Below are 18360 nucleotides of genomic sequence, written 5' to 3'. Positions count from 1 at the left end.
TGCCGGGGCCCGGGGGCCGGCCACTGGAAGGGACTCACGTGTTCAAGACGGTACTGATGATCGAAAAGGCTCTCTCCGACGCGGACGTGGAGCTGGTCACCACGCTCCACAGCGACGAGAAGGTCTCGTTCGTCGTCCTGATGCAGCCGCGCGGCAAGCAGGACGAACTGCTGCGGGCGCTGGACGACGTCGCCCTCGGCCACCTCGACAAGGTGGTGCACGAGCACGACGCGTCCGAGTCCGAGCCGACCGTGGCCACCGAATCGCTCGAACACAGCCTGCGCCACCTGCGCGCGGCCGGCGCCGAGGCGATCGGCGAGCTGGTCGAGGAGAAGCCGCTGGACCGGCTGCGGTCGGCGGTCGAGGAGCACCAGGCGGACGAGGTGGTGGTGCTCACCTCACCGCACTTCGTGGAGGAGTTCTTCCACCGCGACTGGGCCTCCCAGGCCCGGCACAAGGTCGGGGTCCCGGTGCTCCGGCTGTTCGCCAGCGACTCCTAGCCCGCCCGGCCGGTGGTGCAGAATCGTCCTTGCGGTCCGATCGTCCTTGCGGTCCGCCCGCGAGGACGATTCGCATCTCGTCCGCCTGTCACCCGTCTGCCCCCGCCCCTACGGAGCCCCGCCTTGAACGACGCCGCGCACGACCTGCACGCCCCGCACTTCATCGGCATCGGCGGCGCCGGGATGTCCGGCCTGGCGAAGATCCTCGCGGTGCGCGGCGCCAGCGTCTCCGGCAGCGACTCCAAGGAGTCCGAGACCGTCCTCGCCCTGCGCGCCCTCGGCGCCACCGTGCACGTCGGCCACGCCGCCGAGCACGTGCCGGACGGCACCAGCAGCGTGGTGGTCTCCAGTGCCATCCGCGCCGACAACCCGGAGCTGGTGGCGGCCCGTGAGCGCGGCATCCCGGTGGTGCACCGCTCCGACGCGCTGGCCGCGCTGATGGGCGGCCGCCGGGCGCTGGCTGTGGCCGGCACCCACGGCAAGACCACCACCACCAGCATGCTCGCGGTGGCCCTCGGCGAGCTGGGCCTGGACCCGTCCTACGCCATCGGCGGCGACCTCGACGCGCCCGGCTCCAACGCCCACCACGGCACCGGCGAGATCTTCGTCGCCGAGGCCGACGAGAGCGACCGCAGTTTCCACAAGTACGCGCCCGAGGTGGCGATCGTGCTCAACGTGGAGCTGGACCACCACGCCAACTACGCCTCGATCGAGGAGATCTACGAGTCCTTCGAGACCTTCGTCGGCCGGATCACCCCCGGCGGCACCCTGGTGGTCTCGGCCGACCACGACGGCGCCCGCGAGCTGACCTCCCGGGTGATCGACCGCGAGGGCCTCAACGTGGTGACCGTCGGCGCCGCCGAGGACGCCGACCTGCGCGTGCTGTCGGTGACCGCCCGCGGCATGACCAGCGAGGTCACCGTCCTGCTGGACGGCACGAAGCTGACCTTCACCGTCTCGGTGCCCGGCCGGCACTACGCGCACAACGCGGTCGCCGCGCTGGCCGCCGGCGTCGCGCTGGGCGTCCCGGCCGCCGACCTGGCCAAGGCGCTCGGCGCCTACACCGGCGTGCGGCGCCGCCTCCAGCTCAAGGGCGAGGCGGGCGGCGTCCAGGTGATCGACTCCTACGCCCACCACCCGACCGAGATGGCCGCCGACCTGGAGGCGATCCGGGAGGGCCTGGAGGGTGAGGGCCGGGTGCTGGTGGTCTTCCAGCCGCACCTGTTCAGCCGCACCCAGCAGCTCGCCGAGGAGATGGGCCAGGCGCTGGCACTGGCCGACGCCTCCGTGGTGCTCGACATCTACCCGGCCCGCGAGGACCCGATCCCCGGCGTGACCAGCGAGCTGATCATCGACGCCGCCCGCCGGGCGGGTGCCGAGGTCACCGCCGAGCACGACTTCGCCGCCGCCCCCGCCCTGCTGGCCGGCCTGGCCCGCCCGGGCGACCTGCTGCTCACCATGGGCGCCGGGGACGTCACCAACCTCGGGCCCGAAATTTTGGAGCACCTGGCGAACGTTGCCTCCAACGTCTGACGCGCCCCTGACGTACCCCTGACGCACCCCGACCGGGAGCCGTGATGAGCTACGAGATCGAGAAGTCCGAGGCCGAGTGGCGGGAGCAGCTCACCCCGCAGGAGTACCACGTGCTCCGCGAGGCGGGCACCGAGCGCCCGTTCACCGGCGAGTACACCGACACCAAGACGGTCGGCGTCTACAGCTGCCGGGCCTGCGGCGCCGAGCTGTTCAGCTCCGAGACCAAGTTCGACAGCCACTGCGGCTGGCCCTCGTACTACGCGCCGCTGGCCGAGGACCGGGTCCAGTACATCGAGGACACCTCGCTCGGCATGCGTCGGGTCGAGGTGCGCTGCGCACGCTGCGGCGGCCACCTGGGCCACGTCTTCGAGGGCGAGGGCTACGGTACGCCGACCGACCAGCGCTACTGCATCAACAGCATCTCCCTGACCCTCAGGCCCGCTGAGTAGCCCGGCCAGGCCCGCTGCGCAGGAAGTCGGCCAGGCCGACTTCCTGCGCAGATCTCGTTTCGGGCGGGCCCGGCGTCCGGGTTAGCGGGTGACTGGGGCGAAGCGGACCGGGAGGTGGAGCAGGGCGCGGTGGAAGGGGCCGGGGCGCCAGAGCAACTGCTCGGCGGGCAGGGCGAGTTCGAGATCGCTCAGCCGGCTGGTCAGCTGCTCGATCGCGGTGATCGCGATCAGCAGGGCCGGGTCCCGGGCCGGGCAGGCGTGCGGGCCGGCCGCCCAGGCCAGGTGGGCGCTCTCGCCGCTGCGCAGTTCGGCGCCGTCGACGGCCGGCGCGGCCTGGGAGTTGGCGGCCGCGTAGGAGACCAGCACCAGCGAGCCGGCCGGGATCTCCCGGCCGTGAAAGGTGATGTCGTAGCGCGGGTAGTGGGCGGAGAGGTTGGCCAGCGGCGGCTCGTGCCAGAGCACCTCGTCGATCGCCTGGTAGGCGGTCATCGCGCCGCCGAACAGCGAGCCGGCGTAGCGGGCGTCGGTGAGCAGGCGCAGCAGCGCGTTGCCGATCAGGTTGGTGGTCGGCTCGTGCCCGGCGATCATGGTGAGGGTGATCTGCCGGATCACCTCGTCGTCGTCCAGCCCGGCCGGGTGGGTGACGAACCAGGAGGTGAGGTCGTGCCGGGGGCGTTCGCGCCGCTCGGCGACCATGGCGGTGACCACGGCGACCAGGTCCCCGTAGGCGGCGACGGCCTTCTGGGTGGACTCGATCATCCCGGCGATCCCGGCCACCAGCCGGTCGCTGTGCTCGTCGGGCACGCCGAACCAGGTGGTGAGCACGAAGGCGGTCAGCTGGCGGGCGTACTCGGCGATCAGGTCGGCGCTGCCGGCCGCCTCGAAGCGGTCGATCAGCTGGTGCGCGACCTCGGCGACCCGGCGCTGGAGCCGGTGCGGTTCGAGCAGCGCGAGGCCGTCGGTGATCACCGCGCGGTAGCGGTCGTGCACCTCGCCGTCGCTGAACAGGGCGGTCGGGCGGTAGCCGAGGACGGGCAGCAGCGGGTTGTCCGGCGCGACGGTCGCCTGCCAGGCGCGGGAGTCCTTGGAGAAGGTGTCGGTGTCGCGCAGCAGGTCCAGGGCGGCCTGGTAGTCGGTGACCAGCAGGGCCTCGACCCCGGGGGCGATCTCCACCGGGGCGACCGCACCGTAGCGGCGCAGCTGGTCGTACACCAGCTGCGGGTCGGCCGCGAAGACGGGGCCGTAGATCGGGATCGGGCGGGTCTCGGTGGTCACGGGCGCTCCGGGGCGACGGGGGCGGGCGTGCTCGGGATGGCGGCGCCCGGTTCGGGGTCCGCGCCGGGCGCGGGCAGGGCGTCGAGGACGTGCTCGGCCAGCGCGATCAGCGCGTCCAGGCTGCTCCGGCGCTCGCGGGCGTCGCAGAGCAGCAACGGGGTGGTGGCGTGCAGGTCCAGGTGGGCGCGGAGCACCTCGACCGGGTGGTCCGGCGCGTCGGGGAAGCGGTTGACGGCCACCGCGTACGGCAGGCCCTGCTCCTCGACCATGTCCATGATCTCGAAGGAGTCGGCGAGCCGGCGGGTGTCGGCGAGCACCAGGGCGCCGAGGGCGCCGCGGGCGATGTCCTGCCAGAGCGGGAAGAAACGGCGCTGGCCGGGGGTGCCGAACATGTAGAGCACCACGTTGCCGGGCAGGGTCAGCCGGCCGAAGTCCACGGCGACGGTGGTGGTGGCCTTCTCCGGCAGGCCGGCCAGGTCGTCCACCGGGCGGCCGGTCTCGGTCATCGCCTCCTCGGTGTGCAGGGTGGCGATCTCGGAGAGGGTGCGGATGAGCGTCGTCTTGCCGACCCCGAACGGGCCGGCGACCACCAGTTTCATCAGGGTCTGGTCCCGGTCGGGCAGGTAGCCCACCCGGTCCGGCGGGCCGGCCGGACCGCCGGGGCCCTGGCTGCCGGGGCCCGGGCTACCGGAGCGCACGGAGTCCAACGAGGAGCCTCTCGACGATGGAGCGGTCGGTCTGCTGGGCGCGGGGGATCGGCGCGCGGGCGCGCAGACCGCCCGCCTCGACCAGGTCGGCCGCGAGGAAGACGGTGGCGCTGACCGGCAGGCGCAGGTGCGCGGCGGCCTCCACGACCGTCAGCGAACCGGGGAGCAGCAGCTCCCAGAGCCGCCGGTGCTCGGGTTCCAGCTCCTCCGGCGGCCGGGTGTCGTCCACGGACAGCACCGTCAGCCGGTCGAACCCGGACGTGCCGGGGCGGCTGCGGCCGCCGGTGGCCAGGTAGGCGGGCACCATCCGCCTGCGGGGTACGGCAGTCATGACCGGACGGCGGTGTCCTGCTGCCGGGCCGGGCTGGCGAGCGCCCGGGCCAGGGCGGCGACCTGCACCTGCATCTGGTAGGCCACGTTGCCGAGTTGGGCCTCCGGGGAGGTGAAGACGGCGAGCGAGGTGTTCTCCCCGGCCGGGACGACGACGGCGTAGCCGAGGTCCGACTCGACCACGGTCTGGGCCAGTCGGGGCCGCTCGGCGTCGGTGAAGGCGCTGGTGAACGCGCGGGCGGCGGCGTGCACGGTGGCCGTCATCGCGGCGACCCGCTCGGCGGAGGCCCGGCCGAGGCCCGCCGAAGCGCCCTCGACGAGGCCGTCACCGGTGGCGATGACCGCGTGCAGCACCCCCGGCAGCTCCAGCAGCGGGGTCAGCACCCACGAGATCTCGTGGGTGGTGGTCGGGCTGGGCGGTGTGCTGCTCACTGCTCGGCTCCTTCGGGGGTCGGGGCGGGCGGGCGGCCGGTGGCATGGACACCGGGTTCACGGGCGCCGCCGTTGGTGGTCTGGGTACGGTCGTCGGGCGTGCTGCCGTCGGGGGCGATCTCGGAGGTACGGGCGGTCTCGGCGGTACGGGCGGTCGGGTCGGTCTCGGCGGTCAGAGCGGTCTCGGCGGTGCGGGCGGCCGCGGCCACCGCGGCCCGGCCGGAGCCGGTGCCCTGCTGGAGCGCCTGCCAATGGGCGGCGGCCCGCTCGGGCGTACGGACCGCGGCCGGCGCGGCGGGCAGGGCCGGCGCGGCCGACGCGGCGGCGGGTTCGAGCGCGCCGGACGGCCCCGACCCCCCGGCCTCCCCGGCCGGGAGCGGCCGGCGGCGGCGCCGACTGGGCAGGCCGGTGCCGTCCGCGACGGGGGCCTCCGCCGCCGCGTCGGGCACCACGTGGATGGCCGGCACCGGGTGCGGCCCGGGCTGGTGGTGCCGCTCGACGAGCCGGGGCTGGCCGTCCCCCTCGTCGGCCGCGCGCATCGGCGGGACGGCCTGGACGGTCGGCGCCGAGGCCGGTCCGCTGCCCGCCCGCAGCGGCAGCGGGGTGAGCACCGACAGCGGCTGCTCCTCGCCGACGACCGTCACCAGCGCGGCCGGGATGCGCAGGATGGTCCGCATGCCGCCGTACGGGGAGGGCTCGATGTGGCAGGAGAAGCCGTACTGGCGGGCCAGCTTGCCGATCACCGCGAAGCCGGTCTTGGGCGGGTTGCCGAGCTCGGTGAGCAGGACGTCCGGCGGACCGGCCAGCAGGCGGCGGGCCCGGCGCAGCTGGTCGTCGTCCATGCCGATGCCGCTGTCGTCGATGATCACCAGCGCGCCGCGGCCGCCCTGCTGGACGGTGACCGGGATGTCGGTCTCCGGGTGCGAGTACGCGGTGGCGTTGGCGAGGAGTTCGGCGACGGTGATGGCCAGCGGCTCGGCGGCCCGGGCGACCACGGCCAGCCGGTGCTCCCGCAGGTGGTTGGCGACCTTGATGCGGGCGTAGCCGGGCACCCGGGAGAGCGCCCCGAGCACCACCTCGGCGAGCGGCGAGTCGGTGCGGGCCAGGCCCGGCCAGGCCTCGCAGAGCACGGCGACGGTCTGGATCCGGCGCAGGGCGACCTCGTTGCGGAAGTCCACCTCCAGCAGCCGGGGGTCGTCGTTGTCGTGCTGGAGCTGCTGGACCAGGCTCTGGATCTGGTAGAGCAGGGTCTGGATCCGGGAGGTCGCGCCGCGCATGGTGGCCCGGGCGGCGGCGTCGACCCGCTCGCGTTCGTCGGTGACGGCGGCGGCGACCGTGTCCAGGACGGATTGCAGGGACTGGACCGCCTCGGGGCCGACGGCCGACGGGTCCAGCGGGCCGACCTCGGGGGCGTTGGCGTGGCTGAGCCGGACGGCCGTCGCCGCGACCCGCTCCCGGGCGAGGTGGCCGATCTCGGCGAGCAGGGCGGCGGCGTGCTGCTCGGTGCCGGCGAGGCGTCGTTCGGCCTCGGCGGCCCGGGTGCTCGCGGCGGCGGCCTGCCGGCCGGTCTCCCGGGTGGCGTCCTCGGCGGCGCGGGTGCGCTGGTCGGCGTCCCGGGTGCGCTCCTCGGCAGCCCGGTAGCGGCCCTCCGCCAGGTGCGTCTCCTCGACGGCCCGCCGGGTGGCCTCCTGCGCCTCGCGCAGCTGTTGTTCGGCGCGGGCGAGCCGGCCCTCGGCCGCGCGGGCCCGTTCGTCGCCGTGCGCGCGGGCGGTCTCGGCGGCCACCGCCCGGGTGACGGCCCGGGCCCGGCCGCGGGCGAACACCCCGGCCGTCACGGCGGCGACCAGCGCCAGGGCGATCAGCGCGATCTGCGTCATCGAAGTCCTCGGGAGTCCTCGCTGGTGGGCTGGTACCGGGAGTGGGCGGCCGGAGGCCGCAGCAGGCCCGGGGCTGGTGCTGGTGCGCCCCGGGCCGGGCGGCGGCTCAGGCGCGCGGGCGCGCGGTGCGGGCGGCGTCCTCGGCCAGCTCGCGGGCGATCAGGGCGACCTGGCCCATGGCCTCCAGGGCGCCGGGCGCCTCGGTGCCGTCCAGGTGCCGGTACTCGGCGGCGACGGTGAGCACCAGCCGCTCGGGCAGGCCGAGTTCGGGGTGGCGCTGCTCGGCGATCACCCGCCGGGCGGCGTCCAGCGCGGGGATCCCGGCGGCGTGCAGGGCGTGCGCGCGCTCGCGGACGTACCCGAGGTAGCCGATGTGGTCCTGGACGCCGGCGCGGTCGAGCACCGGGCCGTGGCCGGGCACGAAGATCTCGGCGCCGGTGGCCAGGGCCAGCTCGCAGGCGCCGATGACGTTCTCCAGCGGTCCGGCCCAGTGCGAGGGGTGGTCGCCGGGCTGCTCGGGCGTCGAGGAGAAGATCACGTCACCGGTGAACACGGCGCGCTGGTGCGGGAGGTGGACGATCAGGTCGCCGCCGGTGTGGGCGGCGGGCAGGCTGGTGATCTGCACGGGGTACTCCCCCACCCGCAGCTCCAGCTCGCCGGTGAAGACGGTGTCCGGGTGCACCGGCTCGGTGCTGGACCAGTCGAACCGCCCGAAGTGCTCCTTGAGGTAACCGCCGAGCAGGGAGTCCGGGTCGCTGTTGACGACCAGCGCGTGCTGCTGCTGGGGGGTGGGCTCCCAGTGGATGTGCTCCAGCGCCTCGCGGGTGGCGATCACCTCGGCGTCCGGGACCACCCCGGCGCCCCACAGGTGGTCGCCGTTCGCGTGGGTGACGACCACCCGGTCGATCCCGACGCCGGACGGCAGCAGGCCGCGGCTGGCGGCGAGGAACTCACCGGCCAGGGTGGGGTCGTACGGGGTGTCGATCCAGAGCGCGGTCTTCTCCGAGGCCAGCAGCCCGCAGTTGGCCAGGCCCCAGCCCCGCTTCGGGGGGAGCCATACGTACAGGTCCTCGGCAATCGCGCTCACGTTCGCGCGGCTGATCGTCATGTGGGCGATTATGCCCATGACGTGTCAGGAGCGGGGCAAAACCGGTGCGAACAGCCGGAGTTCATGCCCCAGACTCTCCCTAGCTGTCCGGATTCGCACCCCGTGGTCGAGACCAGTCGTCTCACCGTACGGGACACTCCGTGGACACCTCGAACCTTCGGGACGCCCCTGACGACGCCTCCGGACCCTCCCGTGAACGGCAAGCTCAAATAATGCTCTGAGAAGACCGGCTGAGGCTTGGCAGCCGTTCCCGCCGGGGACATCCTCAGCAGCACGGCCGCGCGGTCCTGGCGACGATGCCCGCACCGCCCGACGGCCTTCCCCACCCAGCCCTCCGAAGGGGGCGAACCCATGACTTCCCCTGCCCTGAAGCCGCCCGCACGGGCCGCTGCACCGACCCGCCTCGGCGTGGGCCTCGGCTGGCGCAGCGAGATCGACACCGTCGTCGAGCGTCAGCCCGGCCTCGACTGGGTCGAGGTGGTCGCCGAGAACATCTGCGCCGACCACCTGCCCGAGTCGCTGACCGTGCTGCGCGCCCGCGGTGTCACCGTCGTCCCGCACGGCGTCGCGCTCGGCCTCGGCGGCGCCGAGCTGCCCGACCGGGCGCGGCTCGGCCGGCTCGCCGAGACGGCCCTCGCCCTCGGCTCCCCGCTGGTCACCGAACACCTGGCGTTCGTCCGGGCCGGCGGCCTGGAGGCCGGCCACCTGCTGCCCGTCCCGCGCACCCGGGACTCGCTACGGGTGATCGCCGAGAACGTCCGGATCGCCCAGGACCACCTCCCGGTGCCGCTCGCCCTGGAGAACATCGCCGCCCAGCTGGCCTGGCCGGGCGACGAGCTGACCGAGGCCCAGTTCCTCGCCGAGCTGGTCGAACGCACCGGCGTCCGGCTGCTGATCGACGTCGCCAACCTGCACACCAACCGGGTCAACCTGGGCATCGACCCGGCCGCCGAACTCGACCGCCTGCCGCTGGAGGCGCTCGCCTACGTCCACGTGGCGGGCGGCACCCTGGTCGACGGCGTCTGGCACGACACCCACGCCCACCCCGTCACCGAACCGGTCCTGGAGGTGCTCGCCGAACTCTGCGCGCGGGTCGCACCACCCGGCGTCCTGCTGGAACGGGACGCCGACTTCCCGCCGCCCACCGAGCTGGCCGGTGAACTGGACGCCATCCGCCGGGTGCTGGAGGGGAGCACCCGGTGCTGAACGACCTGAGCCACGGGGGCGAGTGCGCGACCGGCGCAGCCCGCGAGGAACTGGCGCGGCAGCAGGAAGCGCTGCTGGCCGCCCTGGTGGCCGGCGGGCCCGTCCCGCCCGGCTTCGACCCGGCCCAGGTCCGCGCCCAGTCCACCGGCCTGGCCGCCAAGCGGCGCGACACCGCCGCCAAGGTGGCCCCCGAGCTGCCGCGCCTGCTCGGACCGCGGTACGGGCCGCTGTTCCTCGGCTACGCCCGCCGCCACCCGCAGACCGGCGGCTACCGCGCCGACGCCCGGGCCTTCGCCGAGTGGGCGCTCACCGACGGCGAGGGCCTCGAACCCGACCGACGCCGGGCCCTGGAGCAGTGGCTCCGCCCGGCCCCCGAGCGGCCGCCCGGCCCGCTCGCCCGCCTGCGCCGCGCCCTGCGGCGCTGAGACCACCGGCCGCCGCCGCCGACGGCCGCCGCGGCCACCGCACCGTTACACCGCACACCCCGGGGGATCCGCCCATGTGGCACAACACCTACTTCTTCATCCCCGGCCTCCTGTTGGCCGGGGCGGCCCTCTACGCCGCACAGACCAGGCAGCGGGTCGGGCACGTCTCCAACGTCATGGGCCTGCCCGGCCGCGGCCTCCCGCTGCTGGACACCGCGTTCCTGGCCGGCGGCCCGGGCCGGGTCTTCGACACCGCCCTGGTCCGGATGCACCTGTCCGAGCGGGTCGCGATCAGCCGCTCCGGCCTGGTCACCGTGCTCGACGCCACCCCGTACGACGCCGTCGACCAGGCGATCCTGGACGCCGTCGGCCCGACCCGCAGCCGCGAACTCGCCCCGCTGCGCCACACCGTGATGCGCTCCGCCGCCGTCCAGGAGATCGGCGGCCGGCTGGCCGACCGCGGCCTGATGCGCCACCCCGACCGGCTGCACCGGGCCCGGCGCGCCCGCCGGTTCCTCTGGCTGGCGATGCTCGACGTGGTGGCCTTCACCGTCCTCGCCTACCTGCTGGACCAGGGCGACGCCGGCGCCGACCGCCCCGCGCTCTGGATCCCGCTGCTGCTCCTGCTGCTGGGCGGGCTCTCCCTGCTCGTCACCTGGCCGCTCAAGGGCCGGATCACCCCGGCCGGCCGACGCCAGCTCTCCCTGATGCAGGACAGCCCGTGGACCCCGAGCGTCGGCGTGCCCCCGGCCCTCACCGGCGGGCTGCTGCTGGGCACGCTCGCCCTCGGCGGGCTCGCCGTCGCTGGCCTGGACAACGCGGAGCTGGAGGCCGCGATGCAGGCCGCCGCCGAGGAGGAGGCGATGCGGGCCGCGGCCGCCGGGTCCTTCGCCGCCTCGGGCTCCTCGGGCTCGTCCGGTTCCTCCGGTTCCTCCGGTTCCTCGTGCAGCAGCTCCAGCGTCTGGTGCGGCAGCTCCGACTCCGGTTCCTCCGGCTCCGCCGGCTGCGGCGGTTCCTCCGCCAGCTGCGGCTCCTCGTCCAGCAGCTGCGGTTCCTCGTCCGCCAGCTGCGGCTCCTCGTCCAGCAGTTGCGGCTCCTCGTCCTCCTCCTGCGGCTCCTCGTCGAGCTGCGGCTCCAGCTGCGGCGGCGGTGGCGGCTGTGGCTCCTGACGTCACAGTTCGGTATCGCGGGCCGGGAAGGCGTTCCCCGGGCCGTCGGCGCAGGCATACAACATGGCCATGTGGTTGCTGTTCCTGATACCGGCGTGCGTCGCGGCGGTGCTGTCCTGCCTCCGGCTCGTCCGGATGACCGCCACCGCCGACGCCCTCACCGGGCAGGACGGGCTGCGGCCGCCGGAGGCCGTCGGCATCGGGCTGTACGAGACGGCGTACCTGGCCGGCGGCCCGGACCGGGTGGTCGAGCTGGCCCTCGTCCTGATGGCCGGCCGGGGCCGGCTGCACCTGGCGCACACCGGCTGGACCACCGTCGTCGACCCCAGGGGCCGCAGCCGGCTGGAGCGGGGCGTCATCGCCACCGTCGGCCCCGAGGGCCAGTGCCGCACGGACGAGCTGCGCCGGGCGATGGCCGAGCACCCGACCGTCCTGGAGATCGGCGCCCGGCTCTCGCTGGCCGGCCTGGCCACCCCGGCGCTGGTGCAGCGCAGCACCGTCCTGGTGGTCCGGCAGGTCCGGCACGCGCTGCTGCTGTCGCTGGTGCTGCTGGCCGCCGCGCTGGCCCTCGGCGGCCTCACCGACGGTGACACGGTGGCCCCGCTGGCCTGGTTCTCGCTGCCGCTGGTGCTGACCTCCGGCACCCTGCTGATGGCCCGGGTCGACGTCTACCCCTACACCCGCTGGGCCTCCCCGGTCGGCCAGGAGGTGCTGCGCGAGGTCCGCCCGGCCCGCCAGCGCGGTCTCGGCGACGACGAGGAGCGCGAACTGCTCACCGCCGTCGCCATGAACGGCCCGGCCGCCCTGCCAGACGCCCGACTGCGCGCCGCGCTGCGCCCGCACCGGACCTGAAACGCCGGAAAGGGCCGGCCCCCGCGCGGGGGCCGGCCCTTTCCGTACGTCCCGGCTCAGACCAGGCCGTTGAGCAGCTCGCTGACCGGCTTGCGGCGGCCGGTGAAGAACGGCACCTCCTCGCGGACGTGCAGCCGGGCCCGGGACGGGCGCAGGTCGCGCATCAGGTCGACGATGCGGTGCAGCTCGTCCGCCTCGAAGGCGAGCAGCCACTCGTAGTCGCCGAGCGCGAACGAGGCCACCGTGTTGGCCCGCACGTCCGGGTAGCCGCGCGCCATCATGCCGTGCTCGGCGAGCATCGCGCGCCGCTCCTCGTCCGGCAGCAGGTACCACTCGTAGGAGCGGACGAACGGGTACACGCAGACGTAGTCGCGCGCGCGCTCGTCGGCGAGGAAGGCCGGGATGTGCGACTTGTTGAACTCGGCGGGGCGGTGCAGCGCCATGTTCGACCAGACCGGCTCCAGCTGGCGGCCCAGACCGGTGCGGCGGAAGCGGTTGTACGCCTCCTGAAGGTCGTCCGAGTCGCCGGCGTGCCACCAGACCAGGATGTCGGCGTCCGCGCGCAGACCGGACACGTCGTACGTGCCGCGCACGGTCACGTCCTTGGCGGCCAGCTGGGCGAACAGCTCGTCCACCTCGGCGGCCAGCGCGGTGCGGTCCTCGGGCAGGGCGCCCTTGAGCTTGAACACCGACCACATGGTGTAGCGGATGACCTGGTTCAGGTCGCGCGCCTTCTTCTTCTCGGGCTGCTGCTCCGGCTGCCGCTCAACGGTCTCAGTCATGCGCCCATTGTCCTCTCCGTGGAACCGTCCCCGGTCGCCGGGGTCAACACTTTGTCGAGGGCCGCCACCGCGGCGGCCGCCGATCCGATGCAGGCCGGGATGCCCACCCCGTCGTACGCAGCGCCGCACACCGCCAGCCCGCCCACCTTCCCGACCGCCGCCCGCACCCGGGCCACCCGGTCCAGGTGGCCCACCGGGTACTGCGGCAGGCCGGCCCGCCAGCGGGTCACCGCGGTGTCGTACGGCCGCGCGGACAGCCCGATCGCCTCGCCCAGGTCGGCCAGCGACCGGGCCACCAGCTCCTCGTCCGGCAGCTCCAGCGCCGCCTCCTCGCGGTGGCGGCCCAGCGAGGTGCGCAGCAGGAACGCGTCCGGGGCGGAGCGCTCCAGCCAGCCCCACTTGTTGGAGGAGAAGGTCGAGGCCTTGATCTGCCGGCCGTCCACCGGCGGCACCAGGAACCCGCTGCCCGACGGCACCTCCGGCAGGTCCGCCCGCCGGAACGCCATGGTCACCAGGGCCATCCCGGCGTACTCGACGGCGTCCAGCTCGGTGGCGGCCGCCGGGACGTCCGCGCGCAGCAACCGGGCCGCGACCGGCGCCGGGACGGCCAGCACCACGGCGTCCGCCCGCAGCACCCCGCCGTCGCCGGTCGTCACCCGCCAGCCCTCGGGGGTGCGGCGCAGCTCCTCGACGGCCGTGCCGGTGCGCAGGTCCACGCCCGCCTTCACACAGGCCTGCGCGACCGCCTCCGGCAGGGTGCCGAGGCCGCCGCGCAGGCCCTGGAACACCGGCGTGCCGACCACCTGCGGGCGCGAGGCCAGCTCGTGCACCCCGGCGACCAGCGAGCCGCCGCCCCGGGCGATCCCGAGCAGCTGCGGCACCGCGGCGCGCAGCGAGATCTCGTCCGCGTGCCCGGCGTAGACGCCGCCCAGCAGCGGCTCCACCAACCGGTCCACCACCTCCCGGCCCAGCCGGTCGGCGACGTAGCGGCCGATCGCCACGTCCTCCGCCACCTCGGTGGCACCCTCGTGCCGGGCCCGCTCCAGCCCCTCGGGGGTGAGCACGCCGGAGTCCGCCAGCGCCGCCAAGTCCCCCGGCACGCCCATCAGCTGGCCGCCGGGCAGCGGCCGCAGCGCGCCGCGCGTCCAGATCGCCGCCTTCGCGGTGGTCGGCGGCTCCAGCTCCCCGCCCAGCCCGACCGCCCGCGCCAGCTCCACCGCCTCCGGCCGCCGCGCCAGCATCGACTCGGCCCCCAGGTCCACCCGGACCCCGCCGACCTCGCCGCCCCACAGCTTCCCGCCGACCCGCCCGGACGCCTCCAGAACGGTCACCCGCGCCCGCGCCACCCCCCCGGCCGCCCCACTCAGCAACGCGGCCGCAGCCAGCCCCGCGATCCCACCACCGACGACGACGACCTGTGCATCCGACATGCCTCGCAGTCTCGCAGGTCTTTACACGAAGGCCTCAATCCACCGCTCGCCCTGTCGGCCGGTGCCGACCCGGTTACGGTCCGCCTCGGGAGACCGCTGCCGCGGGTTGCCGGGTCGCGGCCGAGCTGTGATCGAGTTGCGATCTCCCGGTGGGGTCCGGTCGGGGCGGTCTCCCGTCCAATGAGGAGATCTGACAACGGACTTGGGGAGGGGCTCGATGGTGGGGCGAAGAGCGGGGGCGGTGGTGGCGGCGGCCGCCGTGGTGGTGCTGGTGGCGGGGTGCGGCGCGGACAGCAGGAGCGGTGACGCGGCCGCGGTGGCGCCGAAGAACAACGCCGCGGTGGCGCCGGCGGCGGCTCCGACAGCGGCAGCCACGGCGGCGCAGCCGTCCGGGGGCGGTGCGCCGGCGAGTGCCGCGCCGGTCGTCGACAACCGGCTGATCGCGTACACCGCGCAGCTGACCCTGCACACCAAGGACGTCAACCAACTTCTGGCGAAGGCACGGGAGTTGGCGACCTCGGCGGGCGGGTACGTGGGGGCCGAGTCGGTGACCGGCTCAGGCGCCGAGGGCGAGGCGGGCGGGCAGCTGGCGCTGAAGGTCCCGTCGGCGGTCTACCAGCAGACGCTGGACCAGCTGGCCGCGCTGGGCGAGGTGGTGGCTCGCAAGAGCCAGGCCGACGACCTGACCCAGCAGGTCGCGGACGTGGCGAGCCGGGTGCAGACCCAGCAGGCGAGCGTGGAGCGGGTGCGGGCGCTGATGGCGCAGGCCAAGTCGCTGAGCGAGATCACCACGCTGGAGGCCGAGTTGAGCCGCCGCGAGGCGGATCTGGAGTCCTTGCAGCGGCAGCAGAAGGAGCTGGCCGGCAAGACCTCGTACTCGACGATCACGCTGGACGTGCGCCGCGAGGCCGCGCCGCCCACCCCGGCCCCGACCCCGCCGAAGAAGGAGGACGACGGCTTCTGGGCCTCGGTCGGCTCCGCGCTGGGCGGCGGCTGGCACGTGCTGGTGACGATCCTGCGCGGCCTGGCGGTGGGGGTGGCCGCGGTGGCGCCGTTCCTGCTGGTGGCGGGTCCGGCGGCGTTGGCGTACTGGCTGGTCCGCAGGCGCCGCCCGATGGTGGACCCGCCGCTCCCGGAGGAGACCTCGGCGGAGCCCACGGCGGAGGAACAGGACTGAACATGCCGGTGGCGGGGCCCGGTCGGAACGAGGGGCCCCGCCACCGGATCGGTCAGCGCGCGCTGGCCTCGTGCACGAAGGCGACGAGCCGGGAGAGCGCGTCCGGGTCCATGGACGGCATCACACCGTGGCCGAGGTTGAAGATGTGGCCGCTGGTGCCGAGCGCCTGGGCGGCGTGCAGCACCTCGCGGGCCTTGGTCTCGACGACCTTGGTGGGCGCGAACAGCACGGCCGGGTCGAGGTTGCCCTGAAGGCCCTTGCCGGGGCCGACCCGCTCGGCGGCGACGTTCAGCGGCACCCGCCAGTCGACACCGACGATGTCGGCGCCGGCCTGGCCCATCAGGCCGAGCAGTTCGCCGGTGCCGACGCCGAAGTGGATCCGCGGCACGCCGTAGGAGGCGACGGCGTCGAAGACCTTGGTGCTGGACGGCATGACCGAGCGCCGGTAGTCGTCGGGCGCGAGCGAGCCGACCCAGGAGTCGAACAGCTGGATCGCGGAGGCGCCGGCCTCGATCTGCACCTTGAGGAAGGCGGCGGTGATGTCGGCGAGCCGGTCGACCAGGGCGGCCCACAGCTCGGGCTGCCCGTACATCATGGCCTTGGTGTTCTCGTGGTTCTTGGACGGTCCGCCCTCGACCAGGTAGCTGGCGAGCGTGTACGGCGCGCCCGCGAAGCCGATCAGCGGGGTCTCGCCGAGCTCGTCGACGAGCAGGCCGACGGCCTCGGTGATGTAGGGGACGTCGTCCGGCTCCAGCGGGCGCAGCCGCTGGAGGTCCTCGACGGTGCGGATCGGGTCGGCGATGACCGGGCCGATGCCGGGCTTGATGTCGACGTCGATGCCGACGGCCTTGAGCGGCACCACGATGTCGCTGAAGAAGATCGCCGCGTCGACCTTGTGCCGGCGGACCGGCTGGAGGGTGATCTCCTTGACGAGCTCGGGCCGCATGCAGGACTCCAGCATGGGGATGCCCTCGCGCACCTTCAGGTACTCGGGCAGCGAGCGCCCGGCCTGCCGCATGAACCAGACCGGGGTGTGCGGCACCGGCTCGTGCCGGCAGGCGCGCAGGAACGCGGAGTCGTGCGCGGCGCCGCGGCGCGCGGGGGTGGGTCGGCCGTCGAGGGTGGCCGCCGTGGTGTCTGCCGTTGTCTCGCTCACGGTTCAAATCTTCGCATGCGCCCCGGGGCGGCCTCCCCGGCCGGTCTCGTCGGTTCCTCCAAGATCTGGCCGGGTTTGCCGCTCCGGCACGCCGCTCGGGCGGAAGTTGCGGCGTTAACCGGGGTTTTCGACCTAGTCTTCGGGGCATGGCAGCGGTCGGCGGGCACCCCGCGCAGGGTGGCGGAACAGGTGGCGGAACTGGTCGGGAGGGGGCGCCGAGCGAGTTCCGGGCCGCCGTGGAGGCCCTCGACGGGGCCCGGCTGCGGCCCGAGATCCAGCTCTCCCCCGCGCCGGCGCCGCGCCGGCTGGCCCCGCACGCGTTCGCGGTGACCGCCGCGGTGGAGGTGGACGGCGAGGAGCTGGCGGACGGCCGGCTGGTGCTGCTGTACGACCCGGCCGGGCAGGAGGCCTGGAACGGGGAGTTCCGGGTGGTCACGATGACCCGGGCCGAGCTGGAGCCGGAGATGGCCGGGGACCCGATGCTCTCCGAGGTCGGCTGGGCCTGGCTGCTGGACGCGTTGCAGGCGCACGGCGCCGGGTACGCGGAGCCGTCCGGCACGGTGACCAGGTGCGCCTCGCAGTACTTCGGCGGTCTGGCGGACCGCCCCTCCTCGACCGAGATCGAGATCCGGGCGTCCTGGACGCCGGCCGACGGCCGCTTCGAGCGGCACCTGGCGGCCTGGGCGGACCTGCTGTGCATCAGCGCCGGCCTGCCGCCGGCCGCGCCGGCGCCGCAGTCACCGGCGGACGTGCCGTCACTCGGTGGAGTGGTCCCGATGCCCGCCCGACGGCGTCCGCGCTCGCACTGACGAGTGGCGCCGGGGCCCGCGGGCACCGCTCGGCCCGACGCCACCCCCAGGGCTGACGGAGTGTGACTTCAGACCGGCTCTGTGTCAATTAACCGGTCGGAACCGACCAATCCATAACGATTTTGATCGATTTTGTGCGAATACCAGGCATGTCGCATCAGTCATATGCGCGATTTGTCCGTATTGTTACTCACTAGATCGTGATCTTTCGCTAAAGCCGGGCACGGTAGCTGCCGAAGCAGACTGTGACCCTTTCCAAACGCGGAACACTCCGACCGCCCCCATCGGGGTTCCGTCCGCCACTCCCCGCAGGAGGCCTGGTGTCGGTCCTTCTTGAGCACCCCGCAAACGTGGTCGCCTACCGCCCGACCAAGCCCACCGCCATGGTGGTCATCGCCGATCCCCGTGTCCGCAACACCGTCACCCGCCACCTGTGGGCGCTCGGCGTCCGGGACGTGATCGAGGTGTCCTCGATCGCCGAGGCCCGCCCCCGGGTCTCCACCCCGCGCGACATCTGCGTCGCCGACGTGCACCTGCCGGACGGCTCCGGGCTGACCATCCTGGCCGAGACCCGCGCCGCGGGCTGGCCCAACGGCCTGGCACTGTCCGCCGCCGACGACATCGGCGCGGTCCGCAGCGCGCTGGCCGGCGGCGTCAAGGGCTACGTCGTCACCGGCACCCGCACCAACGTCGCGATGCCAGGCCGCCCGGGCCTGCCGCTCGGCGCCGCCGGGCTGGCCGGGCGGATGCGCCGCCCCGGCATGCCGGGCGTGCCGGGTGCGGCCGGTGCGCCGGGCGCCCCCGGAGCGCCCGGGGCGCCGGGCCAGCAGCAGGCCGCCTACCGCGAGCTGTCGGGCCGTGAGGTCGAGGTGCTGCGGCTGGTCGCCGAAGGGCAGTCGAACAAGGCGATCGGCGTGGCGATGGGCCTGTCCGCGCTCACCGTGAAGAGCCACCTGGCCCGCATCGCCCGCAAGCTGGGCACCGGCGACCGCGCCGGGATGGTCGCGGTCGCGCTACGCACCGGCATCATCCACTGAGCCGATCGAGCCGGACCGCTGCGGCGGCTCAGGAGGAACGTTCCTCCTGAGCCGGAGGGGGCGGAGGGCGCGGGGGTGCGGGGGAGCCCGGTGGGCGCCGCGCGCC

At 74.5% G+C, this 18360-nt stretch carries 17 protein-coding genes and 1 pseudogene; 9 read left to right on the top strand and 9 right to left on the bottom strand.

Features of this window, described 5'->3' with window-relative positions; translation table 11 throughout:
- Positions 1-38 precede the first annotated feature (38 nt).
- The 3 genes from ABTY15_RS06940 (at position 39) to msrB (ending at position 2482) form a co-directional block, all read left to right on the top strand.
- On the top strand, positions 39-500 hold the full coding sequence (locus tag ABTY15_RS06940; protein WP_350577286.1) for an indole-3-glycerol phosphate synthase: 462 nt from the start codon (positions 39-41) through the stop codon (positions 498-500).
- 123 nt (positions 501-623) lie between these two features.
- On the top strand, positions 624-2033 hold the full coding sequence (murC, locus tag ABTY15_RS06935) for a UDP-N-acetylmuramate--L-alanine ligase (RefSeq protein ID WP_350577283.1): 1410 nt from the start codon (positions 624-626) through the stop codon (positions 2031-2033).
- 44 nt (positions 2034-2077) lie between these two features.
- Complete coding sequence (gene msrB / locus ABTY15_RS06930) at positions 2078-2482, top strand: peptide-methionine (R)-S-oxide reductase MsrB (protein ID WP_350577281.1); 405 nt, start codon at positions 2078-2080, stop codon at positions 2480-2482.
- Between the two features lie 81 nt (positions 2483-2563).
- On the opposite strand, the gene ABTY15_RS06925 is transcribed toward msrB, so the two are convergent.
- The 6 genes from ABTY15_RS06925 to ABTY15_RS06900 all read right to left on the bottom strand — a co-directional run bounded on the left by ABTY15_RS06925 (position 2564) and on the right by ABTY15_RS06900 (position 8211).
- On the bottom strand, positions 2564-3757 hold the full coding sequence (locus tag ABTY15_RS06925; protein ID WP_350577278.1) for a cytochrome P450: 1194 nt from the start codon (positions 3755-3757) through the stop codon (positions 2564-2566).
- A complete protein-coding gene (locus ABTY15_RS06920) occupies positions 3754-4356 on the bottom strand; it encodes a GTP-binding protein (RefSeq protein ID WP_350577736.1) in 603 nt (200 codons plus the stop codon). The genes ABTY15_RS06925 and ABTY15_RS06920 overlap by 4 nt, the downstream gene beginning before the upstream one ends.
- An 85-nt stretch (positions 4357-4441) precedes the next feature.
- A complete protein-coding gene (locus tag ABTY15_RS06915; protein WP_350577275.1) occupies positions 4442-4795 on the bottom strand; it encodes a DUF742 domain-containing protein in 354 nt (117 codons plus the stop codon).
- Entirely contained in the window at positions 4792-5226 is a 435-nt protein-coding gene (locus tag ABTY15_RS06910; RefSeq protein WP_350577272.1) for a roadblock/LC7 domain-containing protein, read from the bottom strand. Before ABTY15_RS06910 ends, ABTY15_RS06915 begins: the two co-directional genes overlap by 4 nt.
- Positions 5223-7103, bottom strand: coding sequence for an ATP-binding protein (locus tag ABTY15_RS06905; protein ID WP_350577267.1), 1881 nt, complete (start codon positions 7101-7103; stop codon positions 5223-5225). The genes ABTY15_RS06910 and ABTY15_RS06905 overlap by 4 nt, the downstream gene beginning before the upstream one ends.
- 106 nt (positions 7104-7209) lie before the next feature.
- Positions 7210-8211, bottom strand: coding sequence for an MBL fold metallo-hydrolase (locus tag ABTY15_RS06900; protein ID WP_350577263.1), 1002 nt, complete (start codon positions 8209-8211; stop codon positions 7210-7212).
- 351 nt (positions 8212-8562) lie between these two features.
- On the opposite strand from ABTY15_RS06900, the pseudogene ABTY15_RS06895 reads away from it, so the two are divergent.
- The 3 genes and pseudogenes from ABTY15_RS06895 (at position 8563) to ABTY15_RS06880 (ending at position 11863) form a co-directional block, all read left to right on the top strand.
- Positions 8563-9842: pseudogene (locus ABTY15_RS06895) on the top strand (MbnB/TglH/ChrH family RiPP precursor modification enzyme).
- Between the two features lie 74 nt (positions 9843-9916).
- Entirely contained in the window at positions 9917-11011 is a 1095-nt protein-coding gene (locus ABTY15_RS06885; RefSeq protein ID WP_350577254.1) for a TIGR04222 domain-containing membrane protein, read from the top strand.
- A gap of 69 nt (positions 11012-11080) precedes the next feature.
- The gene (locus ABTY15_RS06880) at positions 11081-11863 is read left to right on the top strand and encodes a TIGR04222 domain-containing membrane protein (protein ID WP_350577251.1); all 783 of its coding nucleotides are present in this window, start codon (positions 11081-11083) and stop codon (positions 11861-11863) included.
- 56 nt (positions 11864-11919) lie between these two features.
- Here ABTY15_RS06880 and hemQ read toward each other — a convergent pair whose 3' ends face one another.
- Both hemQ and hemG read right to left on the bottom strand, forming a co-directional pair.
- Positions 11920-12645 carry a hydrogen peroxide-dependent heme synthase gene (gene hemQ / locus ABTY15_RS06875; RefSeq protein WP_350577248.1) on the bottom strand — a complete coding sequence of 242 codons (726 nt, stop codon included), beginning with the start codon at positions 12643-12645 and terminating at the stop codon, positions 11920-11922.
- A complete protein-coding gene (gene hemG / locus ABTY15_RS06870; RefSeq protein ID WP_350577246.1) occupies positions 12642-14075 on the bottom strand; it encodes a protoporphyrinogen oxidase in 1434 nt (477 codons plus the stop codon). Before hemG ends, hemQ begins: the two co-directional genes overlap by 4 nt.
- A 217-nt stretch (positions 14076-14292) precedes the next feature.
- On the opposite strand from hemG, the gene ABTY15_RS06865 reads away from it, so the two are divergent.
- The gene (locus tag ABTY15_RS06865) at positions 14293-15252 is read left to right on the top strand and encodes a DUF4349 domain-containing protein (protein ID WP_350577243.1); all 960 of its coding nucleotides are present in this window, start codon (positions 14293-14295) and stop codon (positions 15250-15252) included.
- A 52-nt stretch (positions 15253-15304) separates the two neighbouring features.
- Here ABTY15_RS06865 and hemE read toward each other — a convergent pair whose 3' ends face one another.
- Entirely contained in the window at positions 15305-16408 is a 1104-nt protein-coding gene (hemE, locus tag ABTY15_RS06860) for a uroporphyrinogen decarboxylase (RefSeq protein WP_502893438.1), read from the bottom strand.
- A gap of 146 nt (positions 16409-16554) precedes the next feature.
- On the opposite strand from hemE, the gene ABTY15_RS06855 reads away from it, so the two are divergent.
- Both ABTY15_RS06855 and ABTY15_RS06850 read left to right on the top strand, forming a co-directional pair.
- Positions 16555-17217 (top strand): DUF3000 domain-containing protein, encoded by a 663-nt coding sequence (locus ABTY15_RS06855; protein ID WP_350577240.1) that lies wholly within the window; start codon positions 16555-16557, stop codon positions 17215-17217.
- A 320-nt stretch (positions 17218-17537) separates the two neighbouring features.
- On the top strand, positions 17538-18254 hold the full coding sequence (locus ABTY15_RS06850; RefSeq protein ID WP_350577237.1) for a LuxR C-terminal-related transcriptional regulator: 717 nt from the start codon (positions 17538-17540) through the stop codon (positions 18252-18254).
- Positions 18255-18360: the final 106 nt, after the last annotated feature.

It is taken from the genome of Kitasatospora sp. NPDC097643 (assembly GCF_040302625.1).
Lineage (GTDB): Bacteria > Actinomycetota > Actinomycetes > Streptomycetales > Streptomycetaceae > Kitasatospora.
The sequence above is the reverse complement of the archived record's forward strand: the minus strand, read 5'-3'. Positions and strand labels throughout refer to the sequence as shown.

Bases quoted from the DNA above. Each gene is read 5' to 3' on its own strand.
- msrB (WP_350577281.1), top strand. From the start codon at position 2,078: ATGAGCTACGAGATCGAGAAGTCCGAGGCCGAGTGGCGGGAGCAGCTC.
- ABTY15_RS06920 (WP_350577736.1), bottom strand. From the start codon at position 4,356: ATGAAACTGGTGGTCGCCGGCCCGTTCGGGGTCGGCAAGACGACGCTC.
- ABTY15_RS06915 (WP_350577275.1), bottom strand. From the start codon at position 4,795: ATGACTGCCGTACCCCGCAGGCGGATGGTGCCCGCCTACCTGGCCACC.
- ABTY15_RS06905 (WP_350577267.1), bottom strand. From the start codon at position 7,103: ATGACGCAGATCGCGCTGATCGCCCTGGCGCTGGTCGCCGCCGTGACG.
- ABTY15_RS06900 (WP_350577263.1), bottom strand. From the start codon at position 8,211: ATGACGATCAGCCGCGCGAACGTGAGCGCGATTGCCGAGGACCTGTAC.
- ABTY15_RS06885 (WP_350577254.1), top strand. From the start codon at position 9,917: ATGTGGCACAACACCTACTTCTTCATCCCCGGCCTCCTGTTGGCCGGG.
- ABTY15_RS06880 (WP_350577251.1), top strand. From the start codon at position 11,081: ATGTGGTTGCTGTTCCTGATACCGGCGTGCGTCGCGGCGGTGCTGTCC.
- hemQ (WP_350577248.1), bottom strand. From the start codon at position 12,645: ATGACTGAGACCGTTGAGCGGCAGCCGGAGCAGCAGCCCGAGAAGAAG.
- hemG (WP_350577246.1), bottom strand. From the start codon at position 14,075: ATGTCGGATGCACAGGTCGTCGTCGTCGGTGGTGGGATCGCGGGGCTG.
- ABTY15_RS06865 (WP_350577243.1), top strand. From the start codon at position 14,293: ATGGTGGGGCGAAGAGCGGGGGCGGTGGTGGCGGCGGCCGCCGTGGTG.
- ABTY15_RS06855 (WP_350577240.1), top strand. From the start codon at position 16,555: ATGGCAGCGGTCGGCGGGCACCCCGCGCAGGGTGGCGGAACAGGTGGC.